Origin of the sequence: Streptomyces sp. NBC_00433, from assembly GCA_036015235.1 — a bacterium.
GTDB lineage: Bacteria > Actinomycetota > Actinomycetes > Streptomycetales > Streptomycetaceae > Actinacidiphila.
In genome coordinates, this window is sequence record CP107926.1 from 8,159,789 (window position 1) to 8,184,916 (window position 25,128).

20 protein-coding genes are annotated in these 25,128 nt (G+C 72.7%); 16 read left to right on the forward strand and 4 right to left on the reverse strand.

Features of this window, described 5'->3' with window-relative positions; all coding sequences use genetic code 11:
* Window positions 1-152 precede the first annotated feature (152 nt).
* The 3 genes from OG900_35250 (at window position 153) to OG900_35260 (ending at window position 2,809) form a co-directional block, all read left to right on the forward strand.
* Window positions 153-1,823, forward strand: a complete 1,671-nt coding sequence (locus OG900_35250) for a YybS family protein (GenBank protein WUH94886.1) — start codon at window positions 153-155, stop codon at window positions 1,821-1,823.
* A gap of 155 nt (window positions 1,824-1,978) precedes the next feature.
* Window positions 1,979-2,377: a cupredoxin domain-containing protein gene (locus OG900_35255; GenBank protein WUH94887.1), complete on the forward strand. Its 399-nt coding sequence runs from the start codon at window positions 1,979-1,981 to the stop codon at window positions 2,375-2,377.
* A gap of 9 nt (window positions 2,378-2,386) precedes the next feature.
* A complete protein-coding gene (locus OG900_35260; GenBank protein ID WUH94888.1) occupies window positions 2,387-2,809 on the forward strand; it encodes a hypothetical protein in 423 nt (140 codons plus the stop codon).
* On the opposite strand, the gene OG900_35265 is transcribed toward OG900_35260, so the two are convergent.
* Window positions 2,801-3,649 carry a UbiA family prenyltransferase gene (locus tag OG900_35265; GenBank protein ID WUH94889.1) on the reverse strand — a complete coding sequence of 283 codons (849 nt, stop codon included), beginning with the start codon at window positions 3,647-3,649 and terminating at the stop codon, window positions 2,801-2,803. The genes OG900_35260 and OG900_35265 overlap by 9 nt on opposite strands.
* Window positions 3,650-3,968: 319 nt before the next feature.
* Between OG900_35265 and OG900_35270 the strand changes: the two genes are divergently transcribed.
* The 3 genes from OG900_35270 to OG900_35280 are packed head-to-tail and all read left to right on the forward strand — an operon-like array spanning window position 3,969 to window position 6,560.
* A complete protein-coding gene (locus tag OG900_35270) occupies window positions 3,969-5,024 on the forward strand; it encodes a type III polyketide synthase (protein WUH94890.1) in 1,056 nt (351 codons plus the stop codon).
* 10 nt (window positions 5,025-5,034) lie between these two features.
* A complete protein-coding gene (locus OG900_35275) occupies window positions 5,035-5,547 on the forward strand; it encodes a hypothetical protein (protein ID WUH94891.1) in 513 nt (170 codons plus the stop codon).
* A complete protein-coding gene (locus OG900_35280) occupies window positions 5,544-6,560 on the forward strand; it encodes an NAD(P)/FAD-dependent oxidoreductase (GenBank protein WUH94892.1) in 1,017 nt (338 codons plus the stop codon). The genes OG900_35275 and OG900_35280 overlap by 4 nt, the downstream gene beginning before the upstream one ends.
* Window positions 6,561-6,624: 64 nt before the next feature.
* Here the strand turns inward: OG900_35280 and OG900_35285 are convergent, their stop codons facing one another.
* Window positions 6,625-7,593: a hypothetical protein gene (locus OG900_35285; protein ID WUH94893.1), complete on the reverse strand. Its 969-nt coding sequence runs from the start codon at window positions 7,591-7,593 to the stop codon at window positions 6,625-6,627.
* Window positions 7,594-8,610: 1,017 nt separating this feature from the next.
* Between OG900_35285 and OG900_35290 the strand changes: the two genes are divergently transcribed.
* Window positions 8,611-9,714 (forward strand): LacI family DNA-binding transcriptional regulator, encoded by a 1,104-nt coding sequence (locus OG900_35290; GenBank protein WUH94894.1) that lies wholly within the window; start codon window positions 8,611-8,613, stop codon window positions 9,712-9,714.
* Here the strand turns inward: OG900_35290 and OG900_35295 are convergent.
* Window positions 9,624-10,481: an aquaporin family protein gene (locus tag OG900_35295; GenBank protein ID WUH94895.1), complete on the reverse strand. Its 858-nt coding sequence runs from the start codon at window positions 10,479-10,481 to the stop codon at window positions 9,624-9,626. The two genes, OG900_35290 and OG900_35295, sit on opposite strands and share 91 nt — an antisense overlap.
* Before the next feature lie 229 nt (window positions 10,482-10,710).
* On the opposite strand from OG900_35295, the gene OG900_35300 reads away from it, so the two are divergent.
* From OG900_35300 to acs, 9 genes are all read left to right on the forward strand, one after another.
* Window positions 10,711-12,930: an NADP-dependent isocitrate dehydrogenase gene (locus tag OG900_35300; protein WUH94896.1), complete on the forward strand. Its 2,220-nt coding sequence runs from the start codon at window positions 10,711-10,713 to the stop codon at window positions 12,928-12,930.
* A gap of 191 nt (window positions 12,931-13,121) precedes the next feature.
* Complete coding sequence (locus tag OG900_35305) at window positions 13,122-14,210, forward strand: substrate-binding domain-containing protein (protein ID WUH94897.1); 1,089 nt, start codon at window positions 13,122-13,124, stop codon at window positions 14,208-14,210.
* Between the two features lie 302 nt (window positions 14,211-14,512).
* Window positions 14,513-16,723: a coagulation factor 5/8 type domain-containing protein gene (locus OG900_35310; protein WUH94898.1), complete on the forward strand. Its 2,211-nt coding sequence runs from the start codon at window positions 14,513-14,515 to the stop codon at window positions 16,721-16,723.
* Between the two features lie 104 nt (window positions 16,724-16,827).
* Entirely contained in the window at window positions 16,828-18,009 is a 1,182-nt protein-coding gene (locus OG900_35315) for a histidine kinase (GenBank protein ID WUH94899.1), read from the forward strand.
* On the forward strand, window positions 18,006-18,767 hold the full coding sequence (locus OG900_35320; protein WUH94900.1) for a LytTR family DNA-binding domain-containing protein: 762 nt from the start codon (window positions 18,006-18,008) through the stop codon (window positions 18,765-18,767). The genes OG900_35315 and OG900_35320 overlap by 4 nt, the downstream gene beginning before the upstream one ends.
* A complete protein-coding gene (locus OG900_35325; GenBank protein ID WUH94901.1) occupies window positions 18,764-19,333 on the forward strand; it encodes a hypothetical protein in 570 nt (189 codons plus the stop codon). Before OG900_35320 ends, OG900_35325 begins: the two co-directional genes overlap by 4 nt.
* Window positions 19,330-21,102, forward strand: a complete 1,773-nt coding sequence (locus tag OG900_35330; GenBank protein ID WUH94902.1) for a cation acetate symporter — start codon at window positions 19,330-19,332, stop codon at window positions 21,100-21,102. Before OG900_35325 ends, OG900_35330 begins: the two co-directional genes overlap by 4 nt.
* A 146-nt stretch (window positions 21,103-21,248) precedes the next feature.
* Complete coding sequence (locus OG900_35335; GenBank protein ID WUH94903.1) at window positions 21,249-21,881, forward strand: acetate uptake transporter; 633 nt, start codon at window positions 21,249-21,251, stop codon at window positions 21,879-21,881.
* Window positions 21,878-23,833 (forward strand): acetate--CoA ligase, encoded by a 1,956-nt coding sequence (gene acs / locus OG900_35340; protein WUH94904.1) that lies wholly within the window; start codon window positions 21,878-21,880, stop codon window positions 23,831-23,833. Before OG900_35335 ends, acs begins: the two co-directional genes overlap by 4 nt.
* 75 nt (window positions 23,834-23,908) lie before the next feature.
* Here the strand turns inward: acs and OG900_35345 are convergent, their stop codons facing one another.
* Window positions 23,909-25,120, reverse strand: coding sequence for a cellulose-binding domain-containing protein (locus OG900_35345; GenBank protein WUH94905.1), 1,212 nt, complete (start codon window positions 25,118-25,120; stop codon window positions 23,909-23,911).
* Window positions 25,121-25,128 lie beyond the last annotated feature (8 nt).

Consider the following 25,128-nt stretch of genomic DNA (forward strand, 5'->3'; position numbering starts at 1 on the left):
TGCGCCCGGCCGCGCGGGGCCGCATCTTCGTCCGTTCGGACGCAACCGGCGGGCCCCCGCGCGCATCAGATATAAATGGGCCTTCGCGCGAGCGGCGGGGCCGCTTCGCGGGCTTGTCCATGGGCGGGGAACGACATCGCGGGGGGTTTTCCATGAGCTGGAGCCAGCAGGACGGAAGCGGCGGCTACGGAGGCGGGGGCTTCGGTCCGCCGCCGCCACCGTCGGGCGGGGGCTTCGGTCCGCCGCCTCCTCCTCCGGGCGGCGGCTATCCGCCGCCGCCGCCTTTCGGCCCGCCGCCGATGCCCGCGGCGCCGCCGGCCCCGCGCGAGCCCGCCGACCCGCTGCGCGCGGTCGCGGTGGGTGTCTTCAACCTCAGCGGACTCGGCATCGGATATCTGCTGACCCGCGGCTGGATCGGCTTCGCGGCGGCCCTGATAGGCACCGGCGTCTTCCTGGTGAGCGCGCTGCCCGCCGACCCCGACGGCGTGTCCGGCGGGGTGCTGGTCACCTACCTGGTCTTCCTGGTCCTGACCGCCCTGCACGGGGCGCTGCGCGGCCTGCGCACCCGGCTGTCCTTCCCGCCGCAGGCGCCGCTCGCGCTGCTGCTGGGCCTGGTCATGCTCGCGGTGCCCGCGGGCGCGGTCGTCTACTACGACGGCGCCAAGGACGACGCGACCCAGCAGATGCTGCTCGACCGGCTCGACCAGGCCGACCAGCTGGTGCAGGCGGCGAAGGCCAAGCCCTTCGAGAGCGCCCGGCCCGAGTACAATTCCGCGCTCGGCTCCTACCAGGACCTGAACAGCAGGCACCCGGACTCCAAGGCCGCCAAGCAGGTGCCCAGCCGGTTGCAGACCTTCTACACGGCCGTCGGCGCGCCTTACGACCAGAAGAAGTTCTGCGACGCGATAGAGCCGCTGAAATACCTGCGGACGGTCCCCGACCACGTCGACCGCAAGGCGCTCGGCACACTGGCCGGCTGGCCCGACGACCGCCTCGCGACCTCGCTGTACGAGTGCGGTGTCACCGAGCTGACCCAGCCCGCGGCCGACTCGGCCTCCGACAGCGGCAAGCTCGGCGAGCTGCTCACCACCTTCCCGAAGTCGCCGCAGGCCGCGAAGGTCGAACCGGCGATCAAGGCGAACATCGACGCCACCGCGAAGGGCCTGGGCGGCAGCGACCCGTGCGGCACCACCGACAGGCTGCGGACCCTCGGCTCCAATGCCGCGTCCCTGCCCGGTGACCAGGCGGGCGTCACCGACGCGCTCAAGGCCGACTCCCAGCGGGTCGACGGCTATGTGCAGACCGGTACGTACAACTGCGGCCTGTCGCAGTACCGGAGCGGGAACTTCGACGACGCGCTCACCACGATGAACACCTTCACCGGCAAATACCCGCACGACAAGCACCGCCCGCTCGCGCTCAAGATAGCCATCGCCGCGGAGATCGCCACGAAGGTGCCCGCGGCCGGCAAGAAGATCCCGTCGACCGGCTCCGGCGGCTCCATCAGCGTGACCTTCACCAACGACAGCCCCGACGCGGTCGAGATCCTCTACACCGGACCGGTCACCGGCAGCTTCACCCTCAAGGGCTGCAGCGCGTGCTCGCGCTACTCCAGCGACTCGCTGGCGCAGACCCTGGCCTGCAAGGGCACCGGCAAGCACTACGCGAAGAGGACGCTGCACCTGCCGACCGGCACGTCGTACATCATGCAGAAGCCCATCGACGACGCCGACTCCGCGACGCCCATCGCCGACACGCACCAGTTCAAGAGCGGGTACATCTACACGGAATGCGCGTACGTCCTGGAGTCGTACGGCTTCTGAGGCCTGCCCCCGTCCTGCCCCGCGCCGACCGTCGAAGCGCAGCCGTTGGCGTGAAAACGTCGCCCGTGCGGCCGCTGCGGCGGGCGGCGCGCGCGTGCGGGGCGGAAGGTGGACCTCAGGCGCCCGGCCGGGGCGCCACGGGCGGTGAGGTGGCCATGGCGGGTGGTGCGGTGCGGCGGCGTGCGGGTGTGCTGAGCGCGGTGGGTGTGCTGCTCGCGCTCACCGGCTGCTCCAGCTCGGACTCCGGCGGGTCGGGCCCGACCGCGAGCGCGTCGGCGTCCCCGCCCGCGGCCGGCGGCGGCGCCGACCGGATCGACATCAAGGACTTCGCCTTCAACCCCTCGTCGCTCACCGTCAGGGCGGGCGCCGTGGTGACCGTCACGAACAGCGACTCCACCACCCACACGGTGACCGCGACCGGTGCGAAGGCGTTCGACACCGGCGACATCGCGCCGGGCAGGACGATGACCTTCACCGCGCCGTCGAAGACCGGCTCCTACCCGTACATCTGCACGATCCACCCGTTCATGAAGGGCACCCTGACCGTCGGCTGAGGAGGCGTGGTGCGGATCCGTATCGTGGTCTGGGCCGTCCGAGTGCTGGCCGCGGCGGGCCTCGCGGTCGACGCGTATGTGCACGCCGACCTCGCCCCGCAGTACGACGCGGTGACGGCGACCGTCAGCCAGGGCGACCTCTTCCGCGTGGAGGCGGCACTGTCCGCACTGGCCGCGCTGGTCATCCTGGTGTGGCGCCGCTTCCTCGGCGACGCCTTCGGCTGGCTGGTCGCGGCGGGCGGCTTCGCGCTGCTCGTCATCTACCGCTACATCGACGTGGGCAAGCTGGGACCGCTGCCCGACATGTACGAACCGGTCTGGTACACCGAGAAGAAGGTCGTCGCCGTGGCGCAGCTGGTGACGGTCGCGGCCGCGACCGCCCTGATGGCGATCGACCTCTTCGACCGGCACCGCAGGCGCCACCTACGCTGACACCAGCGAGCCGCCGTGCAGCACCAGCAGGCCCACGGCGGTCACGGCCATGGCGAGGGTCGCCAGGAAGGGCAGCCGGCCGGCCGTGCGGGCGCCCTGCGAGGTCGCGGCGGTCGTCGCCGCCGCCAGCCCCGCGGTCACCGCCAGCGCCGCCCAGCCGGCCCGCCCGACCGGCCCCGGCGGGCCCAGCACCAGCACCGCCGACGCGGCGAGCAGCGGCAGCGGGGCCAGTACGCGGGTACGCCGCCGGCCGAGCCGCTGCGGCAGGCCGCGTACACCCGCGGCCAGATCCGCGTCGATGTCCGGCAGCACATTGGTGAAGTGGGCGCCCACGCCGAGCAGGGCGCCCGCGGCCATCGCCCAGGCGGGCGGCCACGGCCGCCCCGGCAGCCCCAGCGTCACGAACGCCGGCAGCAGCCCGAAGGCGAGCGCGTACGGCAGCCAGGACGCCGCCGTGCGCTTCACCCCGAGGTTGTACGCCCAGGCCGCCGCCACGCCCGTCAGATGCGCCGCCCCGGCCCAGCGGCCGGCGGCCAGCGAGAGCACGACGCACGCGGCCAGCGCGGTGCCCGCCGCCGCGGCGACCGTGCGCCTCGCCGCGGTGCCCGCGGCCAGCGGCTTGTCCGTGCGGTCCGCCGCTCTGTCGCGGGCCGCGTCCACGAGGTCGTTGCACCAGCCCACCGACAACTGCCCGCACAACACGGCTGCGCCGATCAGGACGCAGGCCTCGGCGCTGCGGCCCGACGCCGCTGCCAACGCCGTCACCAGCGCGGTGACCGCGGCCGTCGGCTCGGGGTGACACGCCTTCACAACCCCACTCGCGCTCCCCACCCCACCCACCCTAGGCTCCCCGGGCCTTCCCCCGGGGTTGCCATCCCCACGGTTGCGCTGTGTGGGTGGCTTGCCGCGCAGCTCTCTCCCAGCGCTTCGCCCAGGCGCCCCTTCGGGCCCGCGTCCTCCTGCGCCCAGGCGGTTGCCCCTGGAGGGGCTTGCCCTTCTGCGGGCGAGGTGAGCGTTTTTCCGGGGGCGCGGGGAACTGCGCGCACAGCCCCCGACGGGCCGCGGGTGGGGACGTAACAGCACCCCGCAGGGGGTGGTGGGGACGACACACCGGGCTGAGCCGAGCGGATCAGTGCGGGGTCGTACATATGATGCGGAAATGACGCGAATCGGCGCCGTGCATGCGGTGCTTCCGCCGTATCGCTACGAGCAGTACGAGATCACGGAAGCACTCGCGGGCCTGGGGACGGCAACGGCCCCGGTGGCGCGCGGGGTGCTGGAAAGGGTGCACGCCGCCTCCGCCGTGCGGACGCGACGGCTCGCCCTGCCCCTGGAGCGGTACGCGACACTGCGCGGCTTCGGCGAGGCCAACGACTGCTTCATCGAGGCCGCCCAGGAGTTGGGCGAGCAGGCGATCCGCGGCGCCCTGCAGGCCGCGGGAATCCGCCCCGACGAGGTGGACCTCGTGATCTCCACCTCGGTGACCGGCATCGCCGCGCCGTCGATCGAGGCGAGGATCGCGGGACGGCTCGGGCTGCGGCCCGACGTGAAGCGCGTTCCGGTGTTCGGCCTGGGGTGCGTGGCCGGCGCCGCGGGCCTGGCGCGGCTGCACGACTACCTGGAGGCCCGCCCGCAGGGCGTCGCCGTCCTGCTGTCGGTGGAGCTGTGCTCGCTGACCTTGCAGCGCGACGACACCTCGACCGCCAACGTCGTGGCCGGCTCGCTGTTCGGCGACGGCGCCGCCGCGGTCGTGGCGGTCGGCCGGGACCGGGCGGCCGCGGGGCCGGAGGTGGTGGCGACCCGCAGCCGGCTGTATCCGGACACCGAGCACCTGCTGGGCTGGGCCATCGGCGACAACGGCTTCCGTATCGTGCTGGGCAGCGACCTGCCCGACCTGGTCAGGAGCCATCTCGGGTCAGAGGTGCGGGACTTCCTGGCCGACCACGACCTCAAGGCGCACGACGTGGCCGGCTGGGTGGTGCACCCGGGCGGCCCGAAGGTGCTCGAAGCGGTCAGGGAGACCCTCGGGCTGCCGGCCAGGGCGCTGGAGGCGACGTGGCGCTCGCTCGCCGAGGTCGGCAACCTCTCGTCCGCCTCGGTGCTGCACATCCTCGGCGACGTCCTGGCCGGCGACCGCCCGCTGCCGGGCAGCCCCGGACTGCTGATGGCGATGGGACCCGGCTTCTGTTCCGAACTCGTCCTCCTGCGCTGGTAGGTGCCTTCTGATGCCGCATTACACGCTGCTCGTCCTGCTGGTCGCCTTCGAGCGGCTGATCGAGCTGAACACCGCCCGCCGCAACGCGGAATGGAGCTTCGCCCGCGGCGGCACCGAACACGGCGGCGGGCACTACCCGGTGATGGTGCTGCTGCACACCGGGCTGCTGGCCGGGTGCCTGGCCGAAGTCCACTACGGTGGGCGGCCGTTCGTCCCGCTGCTCGGCTGGACGATGCTGGTGCTCGTGGTGGCCGCGCAGGGGCTGCGCTGGTGGTGCATCGTGGTGCTGGGGCCGCGCTGGAACACCCGGGTGATCGTGGTGCCCGGACTGCCGCTGGTGGACCGCGGGCCGTACCGCTTCATGCGGCACCCCAACTACCTCGCGGTGGTGGTGGAGGGCGCCGCGCTGCCGCTGGTGCACGGGGCGTGGATCACCGCGCTGTGCTTCACGGCGGCCAACACGCGACTGCTCGCGGTGCGCATGCGCTGCGAGGAGGCCGCGCTCGGCCTGCCGGCCGCGTGATCGACCTGCTGGTCGCGGGCGGCGGTCCCGCGGGGCTCGCCACCGCGATCCACGCCGCCAGGGCCGGGCTCGACGTGGTGGTCGCGGAGCCGCGGCCCGGCCCGGTCGACAAGGCGTGCGGCGAGGGCCTGATGCCTTCCGCGGTCAGGTCGCTGGCCGCGCTCGGCGTGAGCGTCGCGGGCCGCCCGCTGCACGGCATCGCCTACGTCGACGAGCGCCACCGGGCCGAGGCCCGCTTCCGCGCGGGACCGGGGCGGGGCGTGCGGCGTACCGAACTGCACGCGGCGCTCGCCGCGGCCGCGGCCGAACTGGGCGTGCCCGTGCTTCCGTTGCGGGTCGACGGGGTCAGCCAGGACGGCGACGGCGTGACCGCGGCGGGGATCACCGCCCGCTATCTGGCCGCGGCCGACGGCCTGCACTCGCCGATCAGGCGCGGGCTGCGGCTCGGCGCGGGCCCCGACCTCCGGCCGGCCCGCTACGGCTTGCGCCGGCATTTCGCCATGGCCCCCTGGTCGGACTGCGTCGAGGTCCACTGGTCCGACCGGGCCGAGGCGTATGTCACCCCGCTGGGACCGGGGCTGGTCGGGGTCGCGGTGCTGACCTGCGACCGCGCGCCCTTCTCGCGCCAGCTGGCCGCCTTCCCCCGGCTGCTGGAGCGGCTGCCCGCCGACGCCGTGACTCCCGCCCGCGGCGCGGGCCCGATGCGGCAGCGGGTCCGCACCCGGGCGGCGGGCCGGGTGCTGCTGGTCGGCGACGCCGCCGGCTATGTCGACGCGCTGACCGGCGAGGGTATCGCGGTGGCGCTGGCCTCGGCCGAGCAGCTGGTGCGCTGCGTGCTGGCCGGCCGCCCGCAGGACTACGACCGGGCGTGGCGGCGCGCCTCCCGCGACTACCGGCTGCTGACCGCCTCGCTGCTGTGGCTGCGCGGCCGCCCGTGGTCCGCCCGCCGCATCGTGCCCGCGGCGGCCCGCTGCCCCGCGCTCTTCGCCGCCGCCGTCAACCGCCTGTCCTGAGGCCGTCGGCTCCGGCGACCCCCGGCGGTGGGGCGTATCGGCCGCGTTCCGCCGGAGGAGCCGGTCAGTTCGCGGCGGGGCCGTAGCGGAACCAGTCGTAGTCGGCGTGGCCGGTGCCGCCCGCCGGGCCGGTCGCGTACGGGCCCAGGCAGACGCCGGTGAAGCCGCCGGCGACCTGGCTGCTCAGGAAGCGGCCGTCGACGGTGCCGAGGTCGCGGGAGCCCTCCGGGGACTGGCTGCACGAGAAGGTGTAGTCCTGCCCCCTGGCCCGCACCCCGAGCCGCAACGGGCCCGGCCGGACCGGGAGTTCGCCCCGTACGGTGTCGCTGCCCGCCTTGCGCTCGGTCAGCCGGACCACGGTGCCGCCGTCCTCCGCGGCGGTCAGCAGCAGCGTGACGTGGTGGCCGGGGGACTGGAGCACCGCGAGGCCCGCGGCCTCGCCGGGGGCGCCCGGGGCGAAGTCCAGCTCGGCCTCGGCGGCGAAGTCGATGTGCTGCTGGCGGCGCCCGACGAAGGCGGGGCTGCTCTGCTCGGACAGGGTCCGCGGGAGCAGCCGCAGCCGCAGGTGGCCGGGGCGCTCGGCCAGGCTGTAGGCCTCGGTCGCCGGGCCGCGCAGCAGATTCCAGTGGGAGCCGAGCGTGCCGGCGTCGAAGTGGTCGACCGGGTCCGCCGGGGGCCAGGGGTGCGCGGGCAGCGCGACGTCGGTGTGCTCGGTGAGCCGCCCCTCGCCGGGGTTGAAGACCGGCCAGGGCCCGCTCCCATTCCACCCGGGCCAGATGCGTCTCGCGCCCCAGGTTGGCGTGGCGGCCGCCGTACATCCGGGAGGCCAGCAGCAGCGCGTACCAGTCGCCGCCGGGCGTCCGCACCAGGTCGGCGTGCCCGACGCCGGACACCGGGTAGCCCAGGCCCAGGTGGCGGTGGGTGAGGACGGGGTTGCCCGGGTGGTTCTCGTACGGCCCTTCGACCTGCCGGCTGCGGGCCACGGTGACGGCGTGCTCGTGTTCGGTGCCGCCTTCGGCGAGCAGCAGCACATACCAGCCGTCGTGCCGGTAGAGGTGCGGCCCCTCCGCCCAGCGGGCGTCGACCAGCGCGCCGCGGAAGAGCACCTGGTCGGGGCCGGTCAGCGCGCCGGTCGCCATGTCGAAGCCGCGCATCCAGACCTCGGTTCGGCCCCCGGTGCCGGGGAGCTCGCGGGCGCCGAGCAGATAGGCCGAGCCGTCGTCGAAGAAGAGCGACGGGTCGAAACCGGGGGCCTCGGGCAGCCACACCGGGTCGGACCGGTCGCCGGCCGGGTCGTCCGCGGAGACCAGGAAGTTGCCGGACGCGCCGAGCCCGTCGACCAGCGTGCACACCAGGTGGAAGCGTCCCGCGGCATGGCGCAGCGTCGGCGCGTACAGCCCGCCGCCGGCCCTGACCCCGCCGAGGTCCAGCTGGCCCGTGCGGTCGACGGCGTGGCCGATCGGCCGCCAGTCGGCCAGGTCCCTGCTGTGGTGCAGCGGGATGCCGGGGAAGTAGGCGAAGGTCGAGCCGGCGAGGTAGTAGTCCTGCCCCACCCGGCAGACCGAGGGGTCGGGGAAGCAGCCGGGCAGGACGGGATTGTGCGCGTGGCGGTCATCAGCGGCGCGTGTCCTCGGGCGAGCCGCCGCGGTGGCTCTCCGGCGGGCCGGGGCGGCCGGGCCGCGGGCCGCCGCGGTCCGCCACGGGCCCCCGCGGTGGGGCGCCGGGGTCCACGGCGGCCGACCCGCGCTTCGGCCCGGTGGCGGGTTCCCGCCGCGCGTGCCGCCCGTCCCTGCCGTCGGTCACTGCCGCCCCTCACTGGGTGGTACCGCACCGGTGCCGGGAGCTCTGGGCGTCGGGGCTCCGGTGCGGACGATCGGTGTTCGAAAGTTGCGTAATCGGTCCGGAAGTTTCGAGTACGTTAGAAGCGCCGGCGGGCCCCGTCAACCCTCCTGGCGCGGAGCCCCGGAAAGGGCTCCCGAAAGGGGTGCCGTCTTTTCCGCGGGGCGGGGGCGCTGCCTATGCTGGTAGCCCACTGCGACAGGAGGCACCGGTGGCGTCAGACAGCGCGGGCCGGGTCACGATCGCCGACATCGCCCGCGAGGCCGGGGTGTCGCTGCCCACGGTCTCCCGGGTCCTCAACGGCCGCAGCGACGTGGCGGCGGCGACCCGCCGCCGGGTCGAGGACCTGCTGGCCGAGCACGGCTACCGGCGCAGGGCTACCGGCGCCGCGAGCCGCGCCAACCTCATCGACCTGGTGTTCAACGACCTCGACAGCCCCTGGGCGGTGGAGATCCTGCGCGGCGTGGAGAAGGTCGCCCACACCGCGGGGGTCGGCGCGGTGGTCTCCGCCGTGCACCACCATGCGGCCTCCGCCCGGCAGTGGCTGGTCGGGGTGCGGTCCCGCAATTCCGACGGCGCGATCCTCGTCACCTCCGAACCCGCCCCGCAGTTGAACGCGGAATTGCGGCGGCTCGGCATGCCGCTGGTGGTCATCGACCCGGCGGGGGTGCCCACCTTCGACATCCCGACCATCGGCGCCACCAACTGGGCCGGCGGCCGCAGCGCGGTGCTGCACCTGCTCTCGCTCGGGCACCGCAGGATCGGCATGATCACCGGGCCGCCCGCGCTGCTGTGCAGCCGGGCCCGCCTGGACGGCTACCGCTCGGCCCTGGAGTCGGCCGGCATCGAGCTGGAGGACGACCTGGTCCGGGTCGGCGACTTCTCGCACGAGTCCGGCTTCGCCCTGGGCTCCGAGCTGCTCGGCGGCCCGCAGCCGCCGACCGCGGTCTTCGCCTCCAGCGACCAGATGGCGCTGGGCGTCTACGAGGCCGCCAGGCAGTCCGGCCTGCGGGTGCCCGACGACCTGAGCGTCGTCGGCTTCGACGACCTTCCGCAGGCCCGCTGGTCACCGCCGCCGCTGACGACAGTGCGGCAGCCGCTCGCCGAAATGGGCGCCGCGGCTGCCGACATGCTGCTCCAACTCGTCCAGGGCCAGACCCCCGACGTCCTGCGGGTGGAGCTGTCCACCAGCCTGGTGGTACGTGAGAGCTCCGCCGCGCCGCGTCAGACCTCCGGCTCCGGCTTGGACCTCGGCACCCGGCCGGCCGGCTCGGGCTCCGCGGTGGGCAGGAAGTGGCCGACGAAGAGCTTGTAGATCGTGCCGCCGAGCACACCGCCGATCAGCGGTCCCGCGATCGGCACCCAGAAGTACAGATTGCCCCATTGGTCCCGCCAGGCCGTGCGGTAACCGGTGATGTAGCTGGCCAGCCGCGGCCCGAGGTCACGGGCCGGGTTGATCGCGTAGCCGGCGTTGGCACCGTAGGCCATGCCGATCGCGACGACGATCAGGCCGACGATGAAGGCGCCGAGGTTGGCGCCCGGAGGGGTGTTGAGCACGTCGGTGACCGCCAGGACCAGCATCAGCAGGATCGCGGTGCCGATCACCTGGTCGCGGAAGGCGCCCCACTCGTGCACGCCCGCGGTCAGCGAGCCGTTGCCCGGCAGCGTGGCGAAGACCGTCTGCGTCTTGATGGTGTGCCCCGGGTCGGCGTGGCCCAGGATCTCGGTGTAGTTCCACCGCACGATCAGCGCGGCGACGAAGGCGCCGAGGAACTGGGCGACCCAGTAGGGCGCGACCTTCTTCCACGAGAAGCCCCTGAAGACCGCCAGGGTCAGCGTCACCGCCGGGTTGAGGTGGGCGCCGGAGAGCCGGGCCGCCACGTAGACGCCCAGCGTCACACCCAGACCCCAGGCCCAGGAGATGGAGTCGTGGTCGCCGAGACCGCCTTTGGGGTCTGTCAGGTCGCCGCCGGCGACCACCTGGGCCACCACGCCGACACCGATCAGGATCAGGATCATGGTGCCGGCGAATTCCGCCGCCATCTCCCCGATCAGCCCCGAGCCGCGTACACGTGTCGCCATGGCTACCGCTTCCCGCCGGCCCTCAGGGCCGGCTGTGGCTTGTCGGTGGTTCTGCACCGTTCCGGTACGTGATTGCTCCACCGAAACACGGCCCACCGCCCCCGGCGCGCGGGGTTAGGCCGTCCGCCGGACCCGGCGTGCGTGCCCCGTAGTCGAGGTCGCGACGGGCACGGGATATCTTGATATCAAGCAATGTTTGACAATGCTGGAAACTGGAGCGGAGTAACCGGTGGCTGACTCGACCATCATCTATACGCACACCGACGAGGCGCCGGCCCTGGCGACGTATTCGTTCCTGCCGGTGATCGAGGCCTACGCCTCGACCGCCGGCGTCACGGTCGAGAGCCGTGACATCTCGCTGGCGGGCCGGATCATCGCCCACTTCCCGGAGTACCTGGAGGAGGGGCAGCGGATCGACGACGCGCTGGCCGAGCTGGGCCGGCTGGCCGGCACGCCGGGCGCGAACATCATCAAGCTGCCGAACGTGTCGGCGTCGATCCCGCAACTCAAGGCCGCCGTCGCCGAGCTGCAGCAGCAGGGCTACGCGCTGCCCGACTACCCGGACGACCCGAAGACCGACCAGGACCGCGACGTCCGCGCCCGCTACGACAAGATCAAGGGCAGCGCCGTCAACCCGGTGCTCCGCGAGGGCAACTCCGACCGCCGCGCCCCCGCCTCGGTGAAGAACTACGCCAGGGCCCACCCGCACCGCATGGGCGCCTGGACGCCGGAGTCGAAGACCAACGTGGCGACCATGGGCGCCGACGACTTCAGGAGCACCGAGAAGTCCGCGGTCGTCGCCGCCGACGGCACCCTGCGCATCGAGCTGGCCGGCGACGACGGCTCCACCACCGTGCTGCGCGAGTCGGTGCCGGTGCTGGCCGGCGAGGTCGTCGACGCGTCGGTGATGCGCGTCGCCGCGCTGCGCGAGTTCCTCACCGCCCAGGTCGCCAGGGCCAAGGCGGAGGGCGTGCTGTTCTCGGTGCACCTCAAGGCCACCATGATGAAGGTCTCCGACCCGATCATCTTCGGCCACGTCGTCCGCGCCTTCTTCCCCAGGACCTTCGCCGAGCACGGCGCCGCGCTCGCCGCCGCGGGCCTGACCCCGAACGACGGCCTCGGCGGCATCCTCAAGGGCCTGGAGTCGCTGCCCGACGGCGCCGCGATCGCCGCGTCCTTCGAGGCGGAGCTGGCCGACGGCCCGGCGCTGGCCATGGTCGACTCCGACCGCGGCATCACCAACCTGCACGTGCCCAGCGACGTCATCGTGGACGCCTCGATGCCGGCCATGATCCGCACCTCGGGCCACATGTGGGGCCCCGACGGCCAGGAGGCCGACACCCTCGCGGTGATCCCGGACAGCAGCTACTCCGGCGTCTACCAGGTCGTCATCGACGACTGCCGCGCGCACGGCGCCTTCGACCCGGCCACCATGGGCTCGGTGCCCAACGTCGGCCTGATGGCGAAGGCCGCCGAGGAGTACGGCAGCCACGACAAGACCTTCGAGATCCCCGTCACCGGCACCGTCCGCGTGGTCGGCGCCGACGGCGAGGCGGTGCTCGAGCAGGTCGTCAGCGCCGGCGACGTCTTCCGGATGTGCCAGACCAAGGACGTGCCGATCCGCGACTGGGTCAAGCTCGCCGTCACCCGCGCCCGCGCCACCGGCAGCCCGGCCGTCTTCTGGCTCGACGAGAGCCGCGCGCACGACGCCAACCTGATCGCCAAGGTCGCACAGTACCTGCCCGAGCACGACACCGACGGGCTGCAGATCGAGATCATGACGCCGCAGGCCGCGACCGCCTTCTCGCTGGAGCGTATCCGCCGCGGCGAGGACACCATCTCGGTCACCGGCAACGTGCTGCGCGACTACCTGACCGACCTCTTCCCGATCCTGGAGCTGGGCACCAGCGCCAAGATGCTCTCGGTGGTCCCGCTGATCAACGGCGGCGGCCTGTTCGAGACCGGCGCGGGCGGCTCGGCGCCCAAGCACGTGCAGCAGCTGGTCAAGGAGAACTACCTGCGCTGGGACAGCCTCGGCGAGTTCTTCGCGCTGGCCGCCAGCTTCGAGCACCTGGCCACCTCCACCGGCAACGCGCGGGCGCAGGTCCTCGCCGACACCCTGGACCGCGCCACCGGCACCTTCCTCAACGAGGACCGCTCTCCCAGCCGTCGCCTCGGCGGCATCGACAACCGCGGCAGCCACTTCTACCTCGCGCTCTACTGGGCGCAGGAGCTGGCGGCGCAGACCGACGACGCGGAGCTCGCGGCGGCCTTCGGCGGACTCGCCAAGAACCTCGCCGAGCAGCAGGACGCCATCGTTACCGAATTGATCGCTGTCCAGGGAGAGCCCGTGGACATCGGCGGTTACTACCGGCCGGACCCTGCCAAGGCGGCCGCCGTGATGCGCCCCTCGGCGACATTCAACCAGGCCATCGCCTCGCTCGCCTGATCGAACGTACGCGGCAATACTCCCGCAACACCCCCGTCACCCCGGCCGGTTCGTCACCGTGCCGGGGTGGCGGCGTCTCACGGAGTGATCATTCCGATGATTTACTTCTTGACGAGCGGGCCGCGACCCGAGTTGACTCACCCGCACTTGGGTCGCGTCGTGGCGGCCCTCTCAGGGGAGGCACCGCCGCAATGAACGCGATATCGCGCCGTCTTGTTGTGGGAAGCGCAGTGATCACGCTTGCGCTCACCATGGCCGCGTGTGGCAAGGCCGGCGACAAGTCGGACAATTCGGATGACAAGGGCAAGACCATCGGTCTTCTGCTGCCCGACACCGTGACGGCGCGGTACGAGAATTTCGACAGGCCGCTGATCACGAAGAAGATCCAGGAGCTGTGCTCGGACTGCAAAGTGCAGTACGACAACGCCGCCGGTGACGCCGCCAAGCAGGCCCAGCAGGTCAGCAGCATGATCGCCAAGGGCGTCAAGGTGCTGATCCTGGACGCGCAGGACGCGGTCGGCATCAAGTCCTCCGTCCAGGCCGCCGTCGACAAGGGCATCAAGGTCGTCGCCTACGACCGCCTCGCCCAGGGCCCGGTCTCCGCGTACGTGTCCTACGACAACGAGAAGGTCGGCGAGCTGCAGGGCCAGGCCCTGCTCGACGCCATGGGCCCGGCCGCCACCCCGCAGAGCAAGATCGTCATGATCAACGGTGACGACGCCGACCCCAACGCGGCCGAGTTCAAGGCCGGTGCGCACAAGATCCTGGACGGCAAGGTCACCGTCGCCTACGAGCAGTCCGGGCTGTGGAAGGACACCGTCGCCAACCAGAAGGTGCAGGCGGCGATCACCTCGGTCGGCAAGGCCAACATCAAGGGCGTCTACTCGGCCAACGACACGATGGCCGGCGGTATCGCGACCGCCCTCAAGGCGAACAACATGAGCGGCGTGCCGCTGACCGGGCAGGACGCCGACCTCACCGCGATCCAGCGGATCCTGGCCGGCACCCAGACCTCCACGGTCTACAAGGCTGCCAAGCCCGAGGCCGAGGCCACCGCGGAGATCGCGGTGGACCTGCTGGAGGGCAAGGACTTCAAGTCCGTCGCCGACACCACCAAGAAGAGCGGCTCGGGCAATGACGTGCCCTCCAAGCTGCTCGCCGCGGTCTCGGTGACCAAGACCAACATCAAGGACACCGTCGTGGCCGACGGTACGTACACCGCGGGCCAGATCTGCACCGCGGACTTCGCCACCGCCTGCACGGAGAACGGCATCAAGTAAGCCGGAACCGGGCCGGCCCTCCAGGGGGCCGGCCCGGCTTCGCACCGGGGGACCCAGAGCGGGATACACGCGTTCAGCGCGTGAATCCCGCTCATCTTCTTGACGGCTCGCCATGGCCCCTTGACACTGCCTTACGGATCCGGGGTATCTCCCATCCGCAGATTGAGAGCGTTTTCAATCGGCTGAATCAAAGGGTCATGGCCCAGCCGTGGCCTCGTATGTGCAGTGCTGAGCGCGATTTCACCCCCACATCCGCGCTGACCTGGTGTTCACTGAGTGAACCCAGGGAAAGGACTCCACTCATGCGCAAGCCCTTCCCCCCAGGCCGGTCAGGGCACCGGTCGTCCATCCGCCGCCGGCCCGTCGCCCTGCTCGCCGCCTTCGTCCTGGCCCTCGCCGGCATGCTGGGGCTGATCGGCACCATCGGCAGCGCGTCGGCCGCCACCGACTACACCCAGAGCGTCAGCGAACCGAGCGCCACGCAGGCGAAGCTGACCTTCAGCCCGACCACGCCCGCGACCTATGTGATCGTCCACTACCAGGTGGGCGGCGGCGGGCAGTTGAACGTCCAGATGGCGGCGTCCGGCAGCAGCTGGACCTACACCGTCTCGCCGATCCCGGCCGGCACGGTGCTGACGTACTCGTTCACCTACACCAAGAACGGGCCGCAGTACGACACCCCGCAGTTCACGTACACCCAGGGCAGCGGCGGCACCACCAGCACCGGGACGAGCAGCGGCACGAGCACCGGGACCAGCACGGGCACCAGCACCGGGACCAGCACGGGTACGACGAGCGGCAGCACCGGCGGCTCCACCACCCCGCCGCCCGGCAACTGCCCCACGCAGTCGGACACCCCTGACTTCGGGTCGAACGTGCACATCTATGATCCGTCGATGTCGGCTGCCACCATCCAGTCGCAGCTTGATGCCCAGTTCGACCAGCAGAAGGACACCGCCACCGCCCAGTTCAGCAACAACCGGGTGGCACAGCTGTTCAAGCCGGGTACGTACAACGTGAACGACAACGTGGGCTTCTACACCTCGGTGGCGGGCCTGGGGCAGAACCCGGACGACGTCACGTTCAACGGCAACATCACCGTGGACGCGTTCAACGCCTCCGACGCGGGTAACGCGACGCAGAACTTCTGGCGGTCCGCGGAGAATCTGGCGATCAATCCCGGTGGCGGCACCGACCGTTGGGCGGTGGCCCAGGCCGCGCCCTTCCGCCGGATCGACGTGCACGGCGGCCTGGCACTGTATCCGGCCAGTTACGGCTACGCCAGCGGCGGCTACATCGCCGACACCAAGGTCAGCGGGCAGACCGCGTCGATCTCCCAGCAGCAGTGGTACACCCGCGACAGCAACCTGGGCAGCTGGGCCGGCGGTGTGTGGAACATGGTCTTCTCCGGGGTGAACGGCGCCCCGGGCACCACCTTCCCCAACCCGCCCGAGACCACCCTGGCCACCACCCCGGTCTCCCGTGACGTGCCGTACCTGTACGTGGACGGCACCGGCAAGTACCGGGTGTTCCTGCCCTCGCTGCGCACCAACGCCTCGGGCCCGAGCTGGGCCAACGGCAGCACTCCCGGCAGCTCGCTGCCGATGAGCCGGTTCTACGTGGTCAAGGCCGGCGACACCGCGACCACCATCAACAACGCCCTGGCCTCCGGCTGCAACCTGTTCGTCACACCCGGTGTCTACCACCTCGACCAGACGCTCGACATCACCCACGCGAACACCACCGTGCTGGGCATCGGCTACCCCACCTTCGTGCCCGACAACGGGGTCAACGCCATGCAGGTCGCCGACGTGGACGGGGTCCGCCTCAAGGGCCTGCTCTTCGACGCGGGCACCACCAACTCGCAGGCACTGCTCACGGTCGGCCCCTCGGGCTCGTCCGCGAGTCACGCGGCCGACCCGACGACCGTCCAGGACGTGTTCTTCCGGATCGGCGGCCAGGTCGCGGGCAAGGCCACCAACAGCCTGATCGTCAACAGCAGCAACACGATCATCGACCACATCTGGGCCTGGCGCGCCGACCACGGCAGCGGCGTGGGCTGGACCAGCAACACCGCCGACAACGGCCTGACCGTCAACGGCGACAACGTGCTGGCCACCGGCCTGTTCGTCGAGCACTACCAGAAGTACGAGGTGGTGTGGAACGGCCAGGGCGGCAAGACGATCTTCTTCCAGAACGAGAACCCGTACGACCCGCCCAACCAGGCGGCCTGGAAGAACCCAGCAGGCCAGAACGGCTACGCCGCCTACAAGGTCGGGACGAACGTCACCACCCACGAGGCATGGGGACTCGGCAGTTACTGCTACTTCAACGTCAACCCGGCGGTGAACAACTACCACGCGTTCGAGGTGCCCAGCACGTCGGGCGTGAAGTTCCACAGCGCACTCACCGTGTCCCTGGGCGGCGTGGGCACCATCACCCACGTCATCAACGACACCGGTGCGGTCACCGCGTCCAACACCACTCCCAGCAACGTCGTCAACTTCCCCTGACCGGGACCCGATAGCACGAAGGGCTGTCCGCCCGGCCGCTCGGCCGGGCGGACAACCCGTGCACGACCCGCGCCACTTCCCGGCAGCCGGGCCATAATCCGACCATGAGGTCGGTGATCACCGTGGTGTCCGTGACGCTGGTGATCGCCGGCGCGGCGGCCGCCCTCTTCTGGCTGGTCCGCGGGCGGCGCGGCTTCGGCACCCCCGTGGAGCGCGCGGCCTTCGCGGCGCTGCACGAGGCCTCGCTCGCCGCCCCGCTGCTGCGCGACGGGCTGGGCCCCGAGTCGGCCCGCAAGGCCGCCCGCCACCTGCGGGCACTGCTGGCCGCCCCCGCGCTGGCCGTCGTCGGCGACGGCGAACTCCTGGCCTGGGACGGCGTCGGCCGGCACCACACCGCGCAGGCCGTCGCCCACACCCGGGACGCCATCGACGCGGGGCGCCCCTGGCTGGTGCCCGCCGACACCATCGACTGCGGCGACCTGGAGTGCCCGGTCCGCGCGGCGGTCGTGGTGCCGCTGGTCGTCGACGGGCTGGTCGTCGGCGCCCTCACCGTCTACGCCCGGCAGATGTCCGCCGGCCTGGTGCGGGCCGCGGGCGAGGTCGCGCACTGGGTGATCGCGCAACTGGAACTCGCCGAACTCGACCGCTCCCGCACCCGGATGATGGAGGCGGAACTGCGCGCCCTGCGCGCCCAGATATCCCCGCACTTCGTCTACAACTCGCTCACCGCCATCGCGTCCTTCGTCCGCACCGACCCGGCACGGGCCCGCGAACTGCTGCTGGAATTCGCCGAGCTGACCCGCTACAGCCTGCGCAAGCACGGCGAGTTCAGTACCCTCGCCGAGGAGTTGCGGTCGGTGGACCGATACTTGCGGCTGGAACGCGCCCGCTTCGGCGCCCGGCTGCGGGTCGACCTGCTGATCGCACCCGAGGTCCTGCCGGTCGCGGTGCCCTTCCTGTGCCTCCAGCCGATCGTGGAGAACGCCGTACGCCACGGGCTGGGCCCCAAGGCCACGCCGGGCCTGATCACCATCAGGGCCGAGGACGCCGGGGCCGAGTGCCGGATCAGTGTGGAGGACGACGGGGTGGGCATGGACCCGGAGCAGGTCAGGCTGCAGCTCGCCGGGGAAGCGGAAGGCGACTCGCTGGGCCTGGGCAATGTCGACGAGCGGCTGCGCGCGGTCTTCGGCGACGAATACGGCCTGGTCGTGGAGACCGCGCCGGGCGCCGGGACCAAGATCAGCGTCCGGGTGCCGAAGTACCGGAACGGAGTGCACGCTTCATGAGACCGCTGCGGATCCTGGCCGTGGACGACGAGCCGCCCGCACTGGACGACCTCAGCTACCTGCTCCGCGGCGACCACCGCGTCGGCCGGGTGCTGGCCGCCGACAGCAGCGACGCGGCACTGCGGCTGCTGGAGGGCGAGCCGATCGACGCGGTCTTCCTCGACATCAGGATGCCCGGACTCGACGGGCTCGACCTGGTCCGGGTGCTCAGCCGCTTCGCCCGCCCGCCGGCTTTCGTCTTCGTCACCGCCTACGAGGACTTCGCCGTCGACGCCTTCGCCCTGAAGGCCTGCGACTACCTGCTCAAACCGGTCGGCGGCGAGCGCCTCGCCGAGGCGGTGCGCCGGGTCGCCGCGCTGCTCGACGACCAGGCCGGACCGCGGCAGCCGGCCGCCCCCGACGCCGCACCCGAGCGGATACCGGTGGACCTCGGCGGCATCACCCGCTTCGTGTCCCGCGACGACGTGGCCTACGTCGAGGCCCAGGGCGACTACGTCCGCCTGCACACCGCGGGCCACGCGCCGCTGGTGCGGGTGCCGCTGGCCCTGCTCGCGGAGCGCTGGGAGCCGCACGGCTTCCTGCGCATCCACCGCAGCTTCCTGGTCTCGCTGCGGCACGTCGAGGAGCTGCGCTCGGACGCCGGGCACTGGACGGTCAGGGTCGCGGGCAGCGAACTGCCGGTCAGCCGCCGCCACACCAGGGAGCTGCGCGACGTCCTGGTCCGCTGGGCGCCCGCGCAGGGACCGGGCCCGGCATGACCGGCCAGAGCGGACCGCGCCGCCCCCGCAAGAGCCGGCCGGACCCGGGACCGGAAGCGGAGCCGGGGCCGAAGCCCCAGCCCAGGCCGAAGCCGCCGCCCAGGCACCTCCCCAAGCTGCCCAGGCAGCCGCCCACCGAGCCCCCGCCCGCGGCGGAGCCCCCCGTGCCCCGCCGGGTCGCCGTCTCCGCGCCGCGCCGCCACCGCACCGGCGGCTACTCGGCCCGGCCGGGCGCCGCCGACCTGCACGCGCAGCCGCAGCTCGGCCAGCTCTACGTACGCTCCCTGGTCCGCAACCAGCTGCGGCTCTCGCTCGGGGTGCTGGCCGTGCTCGCCGCGGTGCTCGGCGGGCTGCCCCTCGCCCTCGCCCTGCTGCCCGCGCTGCGCACCGCCGAGGTCGCCGGGATACGGCTGCCCTGGCTGCTGCTCGGCGTGGTCGCCTACCCGCTGCTGGTGGGCGCCGCCTACTTCCACGTCCGACACGCCGAACGCGTCGAGGGCGACTTCACCGACCTGCTCGGCGGCCCCGACGCACCGCCCCCCGCGCCCCCGCGCGCCGCCCGGTGAACCCCGGCCTGGGCCTGGCCGCGCTGGCCGTGGTGCTGGTCGCGACCATCGCCTTCGGCGTCTACGGGCTGCGGCTCTCCCGCGGCACCTCCGACTTCTACGTCGCCTCCCGCGAGGTCTCGCCGCTGCTCAACGCCTCGGCGATCGGCGGCGAATACCTGTCGGCGGCCTCCTTCCTCGGCGTCGCGGGCCTGGTCATGGCCTACGGCGTGGACATGCTGGCCTACCCGGTCGGCTACACCGCCGGATACCTGGTGCTGCTCCTGCTGGTCGCCGCCCCGCTGCGGCGCTCCGGCGCCTACACCCTGCCGGACTTCGCCGAGGAGCGCCTCGGGTCGCTCGCGGTCCGCCGGGTGGCCGGAGTCCTGGTCGCCGTCATCGCCTGGCTCTACCTGGTGCCGCAGCTCCAGGGCGCCGGGCTGACCCTGCAGACGGTGACCGGCGCCCCGCGCTGGGCCGGCGCGGTCGTCGTCGCGGTCGTCGTGGTCGGCGTCGCCGCGGCCGGCGGCATGCGCAGCGTCACCCTCGTGCAGGGCTTCCAGTTCTGGCTGAAACTCACCGCCATCGCGGTGCCCGCGCTCTTCCTGGTGATGGCCTGGCGCTCGGCCGGTGCGCCCGCGCTGACCGGCCCCGACATCCCGCGCTTCGACCGCGGTACGGTCGTCACGCTCCAGGACCCGGTCCGCTTCGACGTGACACAGCCCGTCACGGTGACGGTCACCGGACGGCTCGACGGGACGCCCTACAGAGCGGGCGCGGTCCGCCTCGGCGACGGCGGGCACACCGCGACGGCCGGCACCGCGCTGACCTTCCCGCGCGGCGCCGCCGTCCCGCACAAGCACGGCCTGGCGCCCGCGTCCGGCGCCCGCTGGGCCGATCCGCTGTCCGGCGCGGGCGGCAGGTCCCACCCGCTCTACGCCCTCTACTCGATCCTGCTCGCCACGCTGCTCGGCACGATGGGGCTGCCGCACGTCCTGGTGCGCTTCTACACCAACCCCGACGGGCGGGCGGCCCGCCGCACCACCCTGCTGGTGCTCGTGCTGCTCAGCGCCTTCTACCTGCTGCCCACCGTCTACGGGGCGCTGGGCCGGGCGCTGGCACCGCAACTGCTGCTCACCGGGCAGACGGACACGGCCGTACTCGTACTGCCGCAGCTCACGCAGGCGGGCGAGGGCGGGCGGCTGCTCGCGGCGCTGGCCACCGCCGGTGCCTTCGCCGCGTTCGTGTCCACCGCCTCGGGCCTGACGGTGTCGGTGGCCGGCGTGGTCTCGCAGGACCTGCTGCGCGGCTCGACCCGCGGCTTCCGCTGGGCGTCGCTGGCCGCCGGCGTACCGCCGCTGGTGATGGCCACCGCGACCCACGGGCTGCCGGTGGCCGACGCCATCGGCCTGGCCTTCGCGGTCGCCGCCTCGTCCTTCTGCCCGCTGCTGGTGCTCGGCATCTGGTGGCGCGGCCTCACCGACCTCGGCGCGCTGCTCGGCCTGGTCGCCGGCGGCGGCCTGGCCGCGGTCGCGGTGGTGCTGACCAGCGTCCGCGGGGCGGGACACGGCTGGAGCGCGGCCCTGCTGGAGCAGCCCGCGGCCTGGACGGTGCCCGTCGCCTTCGCCGTGATGATCACCGTGTCGCTGCTGACCAGGCACCGCCTGTCACCGGCCGCGGTGGACCGGGTGATGCTGCGGATGCACCTGCCGGAGGAGGTCGGCTCCGGCGGCGCCTCGCTGCCGCCGGTCCGCCCGCCGGTCCGGCCGCCGACCGCTGGGCGCAGCTGACGTACCGTCCGCCGTGCCGACGGCGCCGCTCGGCGACGGACGGTGACGGGCGTCTCGTCGCGGCAGGCGGCCGGTCCTAGCGTGTGCCGCGACCGAGACGGTCTCCCCACCGCCCCGCCGTTCCTCAACGAGGAGGGAAACCGCAGATGAGCACCACTGCGCCCGAGCCCGCCATCGCCGACCCCGGCCCGCTGGGCCTGGCCGGCTTCGCCGCCACCACCTTCGTCCTGAGCTCCTTCAACGCCCACCTCATCGACGCGGACCTGCTGCCGGTGGTGCTGCCGCTCGCGCTGTTCTACGGCGGCCTGGTCCAACTGCTCGCCGGCATGTGGGAGTTCAGGAAGGGCAACACCTTCGGGGCCACCGCCTTCGGGTCCTACGGCGCCTTCTGGCTGTCCTACGCCGCCTACGTGAAATTCGTGGCCGCCGACCTGCCCGCCGGCACCGCCCACCAGGCGACCGGGCTGTTCCTGCTGATCTGGGCGATCTTCACGGTGTACATGACGATCGCTGCGCTGCGCACCAACGGCGCCCTGCTCGCGGTCTTCGTCGCCCTGGCGGCGACCTTCATCGTGCTGACCGTCGCCGAGTTCGACCAGTCGACCGGCATCACCAAGGTCGGCGGCTGGCTCGGCCTGCTCACCGCGCTCCTCGCCTGGTACGCCTCCTTCGCTGTGGTCACCAACAGCACCTGGAAGCGCGCCGTGGTGCCCGTCTTCCCCGGCGCGGCGTCCGGCGGCGTGGCGCCGGCCGGCCCGGTAGAGAGCGCCCACTCATGACGGACGGGACCCTGTCCAACCTGCTCAGGGAGGAGCGGCGCTTCCCACCGCCGGCCGACCTGGCAGAGCAGGCGAACGTGAAGGCGGCGGCCTACGACGAGGCCGCCGCGGACACCGAGGCCTTCTGGGCGGCCCAGGCCGCCCGGCTGGACTGGGCCGAGCCGTGGACGCAGGTGCTCGACTGGAGCCGGCCCCCCTTCGCCCGCTGGTTCGTCGGCGGCCGGCTCAACGTGGCCGACAACTGCGTCGACCGCCATGTGCGGGCCGGCCGCGGCGACCGGGTCGCCTTCCACTGGGAGGGCGAGCCGGGCGACACCCGCACCCTGACCTACGCCGACCTCAAGGACCAGGTCGGCAGGGCCGCCAACGCACTGCTGGCACTGGGCGTGAAGGCCGGCGACCGGGTCGCGCTCTACCTGCCGATGATCCCAGAGACCGTGGTGGCGATGCTGGCCTGCGCCCGTATCGGCGCCCCGCACACCGTGGTCTTCGGCGGCTTCTCCGCCGAGGCGCTGCGCGGCCGGATCCTGGACTGCGACGCCCGGGTCGTCATCACCGCCGACGGCGGCTACCGCAAGGGCGCGGCCTCCGCGCTCAAACCCGCCGTGGACGAGGCGCTGGAGCAGTGCCCCGACGTCCGCAGCGTGCTGGTGGTCCGCCGCACCGGGCAGGACGTCGGCTGGACCGAGGGGCGCGACCTGTGGTGGCACGACCTGGTCGCCGCCCAGCCCGCCGAGCACACCCCCGAGGCGTTCGACAGCGAGCACCCGCTCTACATCATGTACACCTCGGGAACCACCGCCCGCCCCAAGGGCATCCTGCACACCACCGGCGGCTACCTCACCCAGGTCGCCTGGTCGCACTTCGCGGTCTTCGACGTCAAGCCGGAGACCGACGTCTACTGGACGGCCGCCGACATCGGCTGGGTCACCGGCCACTCCTACATCGTCTACGGCCCGCTCGCCAACGGGGTGACCTCCGTCCTCTACGAGGGCACCCCCGACACCCCGCACCAGGGCCGCTGGTGGGAGATCGTGCAGAAATACGGCGTCACGATCCTCTACTGCGCGCCGACCGCGATCCGCACCTTCATGAAGTGGGGCGACGCGATCCCCGGCCGCTACGACCTCACGTCGCTGCGGCTGCTCGGCTCGGTGGGCGAGCCCATCAACCCCGAGGCGTGGATGTGGTACCGCCGGGCCATCGGCGGCGACCGCACCCCGGTCGTCGACACCTGGTGGCAGACCGAGACCGGCGCCCAGATGATCAGCCCGCTGCCCGGGGTGAGCACCTGCAAACCGGGCTCCGCGCTGCGCCCGCTGCCCGGCATCTCCGCCGACGTGGTGGACGACGCGGGCGAGCCGGTGCCCAACGGCTCCGGCGGGTATCTGGTGCTGACCCGGCCCTGGCCGGCGATGCTGCGCACGATCTGGGGCGACGAGCAGCGCTACCTGGACACGTACTGGTCGCGCTTCCCCGGCCGCTACTTCGCCGGTGACGGTGCCAAGAAGGACGACGACGGCGACATCTGGCTGCTGGGCCGGGTCGACGACGTGATGAACGTGTCCGGGCACCGGATCTCCACCACCGAGGTGGAGTCGGCGCTGGTCTCGCACCCGCTGGTCGCCGAGGCCGCGGTCGTCGGCGCGGCCGACGCGACCACCGGGCAGGGCATCGTCGCCTTCGTGATCCTGCGCGGCGACGCGGCGGGCAGGGGCGCCGAGGAGGACCCGGCGCAGGAGCTGCGGGCCCATGTGGCCAAGGAGATCGGGCCGATCGCCCGGCCGCGGCAGATCCTGGTGGTCGCCGAACTGCCCAAGACCCGCTCGGGCAAGATCATGCGCAGGCTGCTGCGGGACATCGCGGAGAACCGCGAACTCGGCGACGTCACCACGCTCACCGACTCCTCGGTGATGGACGCGATACGCCAGCGGCTGCCGGAAGGCTCCTGAAGCCCCCGGCAGCCGATACGGGCGGCCGGTCCACCACCGACGGCGGACCGGCCGCCCACGCGTGCGCCAGGGGCTTCAGCAGCCGATCGGCGAGGAACCGACCGCCACGTCGTCGAACCACAGCGTGTCGTCACCGGTGCCGTAGCTCTCCCAGCCCAGCCGCAGCGCGGTCGGCCGCGGCGGGGTGGTGCGGGACAGCCACTGCTGGTCGATGTCGGACGTGGGCACGCCGTCCACCCGCAGCCCCGGCACGTCCTGGCCGTTCAGCCAGGTCTGCAGGTTCGGCGAGGTGGTGCCGACGGCGAACCTCAGGCACTGCCAGCTGCCGGTCGGCAGCGGGGTGCTGAGCGCGACGCCCGCCGGGCTCTGGGCGGGCAGTGTCGCGTCGTCGGACTCCCGGTTCCACTGCAGGGCGCCGTTCTGGCCGCCGATCCGCAGCGCCTTGCCGCCCTGCGAGGAGTCGGGCATCGACACGAAGGCGACATGCGCGGTCGGCAGCGCGGTGGTGTGCCGCACCCACATCCGTAGGTACATCACCGGGCCGACCCCGGACAGGTCCTGGGTGTCGGCGAGGAACATGTGGTTGCAGTAGCCGGCGTGGCCGTTCACCCGGATCGACCGGCTGCCGCTGTGCGCGACGGAGGTGTCGACGGTGGCCGTGCCGCTGCCCGAGCAGTCCGGTGCCGCCGTCGTCCACTGGCCCGAGGGGGCCGTGCCGCTCTGGTCCTCGAAGTCCGCGCAGATCACGGCGCCGGAGCAGCTGGTCGGCGGGGTGGTGGGCGGTGTCGTCGGCGGCGTGGTGGGGGGAGTCGTGGGCGGGGTGGTGGGCGGCGTCGTCGGGGGAGTGGTGGTCGGGATCGACCCGTTCGCGGTGCAGCCCAGGCCGTTGAAGGTGATCACGGTCGGCGACGGGTCGGCCGAACTCCAGGTGCCCTGCACCCCGAACTCGGCGGAGCCGTTGGTCGGGACCGAGGCGTTGTAGCCGGCGTCGGTGGCGGTGACCGCGGTGCCGCTCTGGGTGACGGTGGCGTTCCAGCCGGAGGTGATGTGCTGGTCGCCCTGGTAGTTCCAGGTCGCCTTCCATCCGGTGACCGGGGAGCCGAGGTTGGTGATCTTGATCTGCGCGGTGAAGCCGCCGGTCCACTCGTTGACGGTGTACGTCATCGAGCAGCCGGTGGCGGCACCGTGGGCGGTGGGCAGTGCCACCAGGGCAGGCAGCAGCAGCGCCACCGCCGCCACCGGCCACAGCCATGGTCTGACGACTAACCGCCGCGAGGATGCGCGCACGGGGACCT

What these genes read in the sequence shown, in the direction of transcription:
- OG900_35335 (WUH94903.1), top strand. Translation starts at nt 21,249, where the DNA reads ATGAGCACCACTGCGCCCGAGCCCGCCATCGCCGACCCCGGCCCGCTG.
- acs (WUH94904.1), top strand. Translation starts at nt 21,878, where the DNA reads ATGACGGACGGGACCCTGTCCAACCTGCTCAGGGAGGAGCGGCGCTTC.
- OG900_35285 (WUH94893.1), bottom strand. Translation starts at nt 7,593, where the DNA reads ATGTGCTGCTGCTCGCCGAAGGCGGCACCGAACACGAGCACGCCGTCA.
- OG900_35325 (WUH94901.1), top strand. Translation starts at nt 18,764, where the DNA reads ATGACCGGCCAGAGCGGACCGCGCCGCCCCCGCAAGAGCCGGCCGGAC.
- OG900_35320 (WUH94900.1), top strand. Translation starts at nt 18,006, where the DNA reads ATGAGACCGCTGCGGATCCTGGCCGTGGACGACGAGCCGCCCGCACTG.
- OG900_35310 (WUH94898.1), top strand. Translation starts at nt 14,513, where the DNA reads ATGCGCAAGCCCTTCCCCCCAGGCCGGTCAGGGCACCGGTCGTCCATC.
- OG900_35250 (WUH94886.1), top strand. Translation starts at nt 153, where the DNA reads ATGAGCTGGAGCCAGCAGGACGGAAGCGGCGGCTACGGAGGCGGGGGC.
- OG900_35315 (WUH94899.1), top strand. Translation starts at nt 16,828, where the DNA reads ATGAGGTCGGTGATCACCGTGGTGTCCGTGACGCTGGTGATCGCCGGC.
- OG900_35270 (WUH94890.1), top strand. Translation starts at nt 3,969, where the DNA reads ATGACGCGAATCGGCGCCGTGCATGCGGTGCTTCCGCCGTATCGCTAC.
- OG900_35305 (WUH94897.1), top strand. Translation starts at nt 13,122, where the DNA reads ATGAACGCGATATCGCGCCGTCTTGTTGTGGGAAGCGCAGTGATCACG.
- OG900_35255 (WUH94887.1), top strand. Translation starts at nt 1,979, where the DNA reads ATGGCGGGTGGTGCGGTGCGGCGGCGTGCGGGTGTGCTGAGCGCGGTG.
- OG900_35295 (WUH94895.1), bottom strand. Translation starts at nt 10,481, where the DNA reads ATGGCGACACGTGTACGCGGCTCGGGGCTGATCGGGGAGATGGCGGCG.
- OG900_35275 (WUH94891.1), top strand. Translation starts at nt 5,035, where the DNA reads ATGCCGCATTACACGCTGCTCGTCCTGCTGGTCGCCTTCGAGCGGCTG.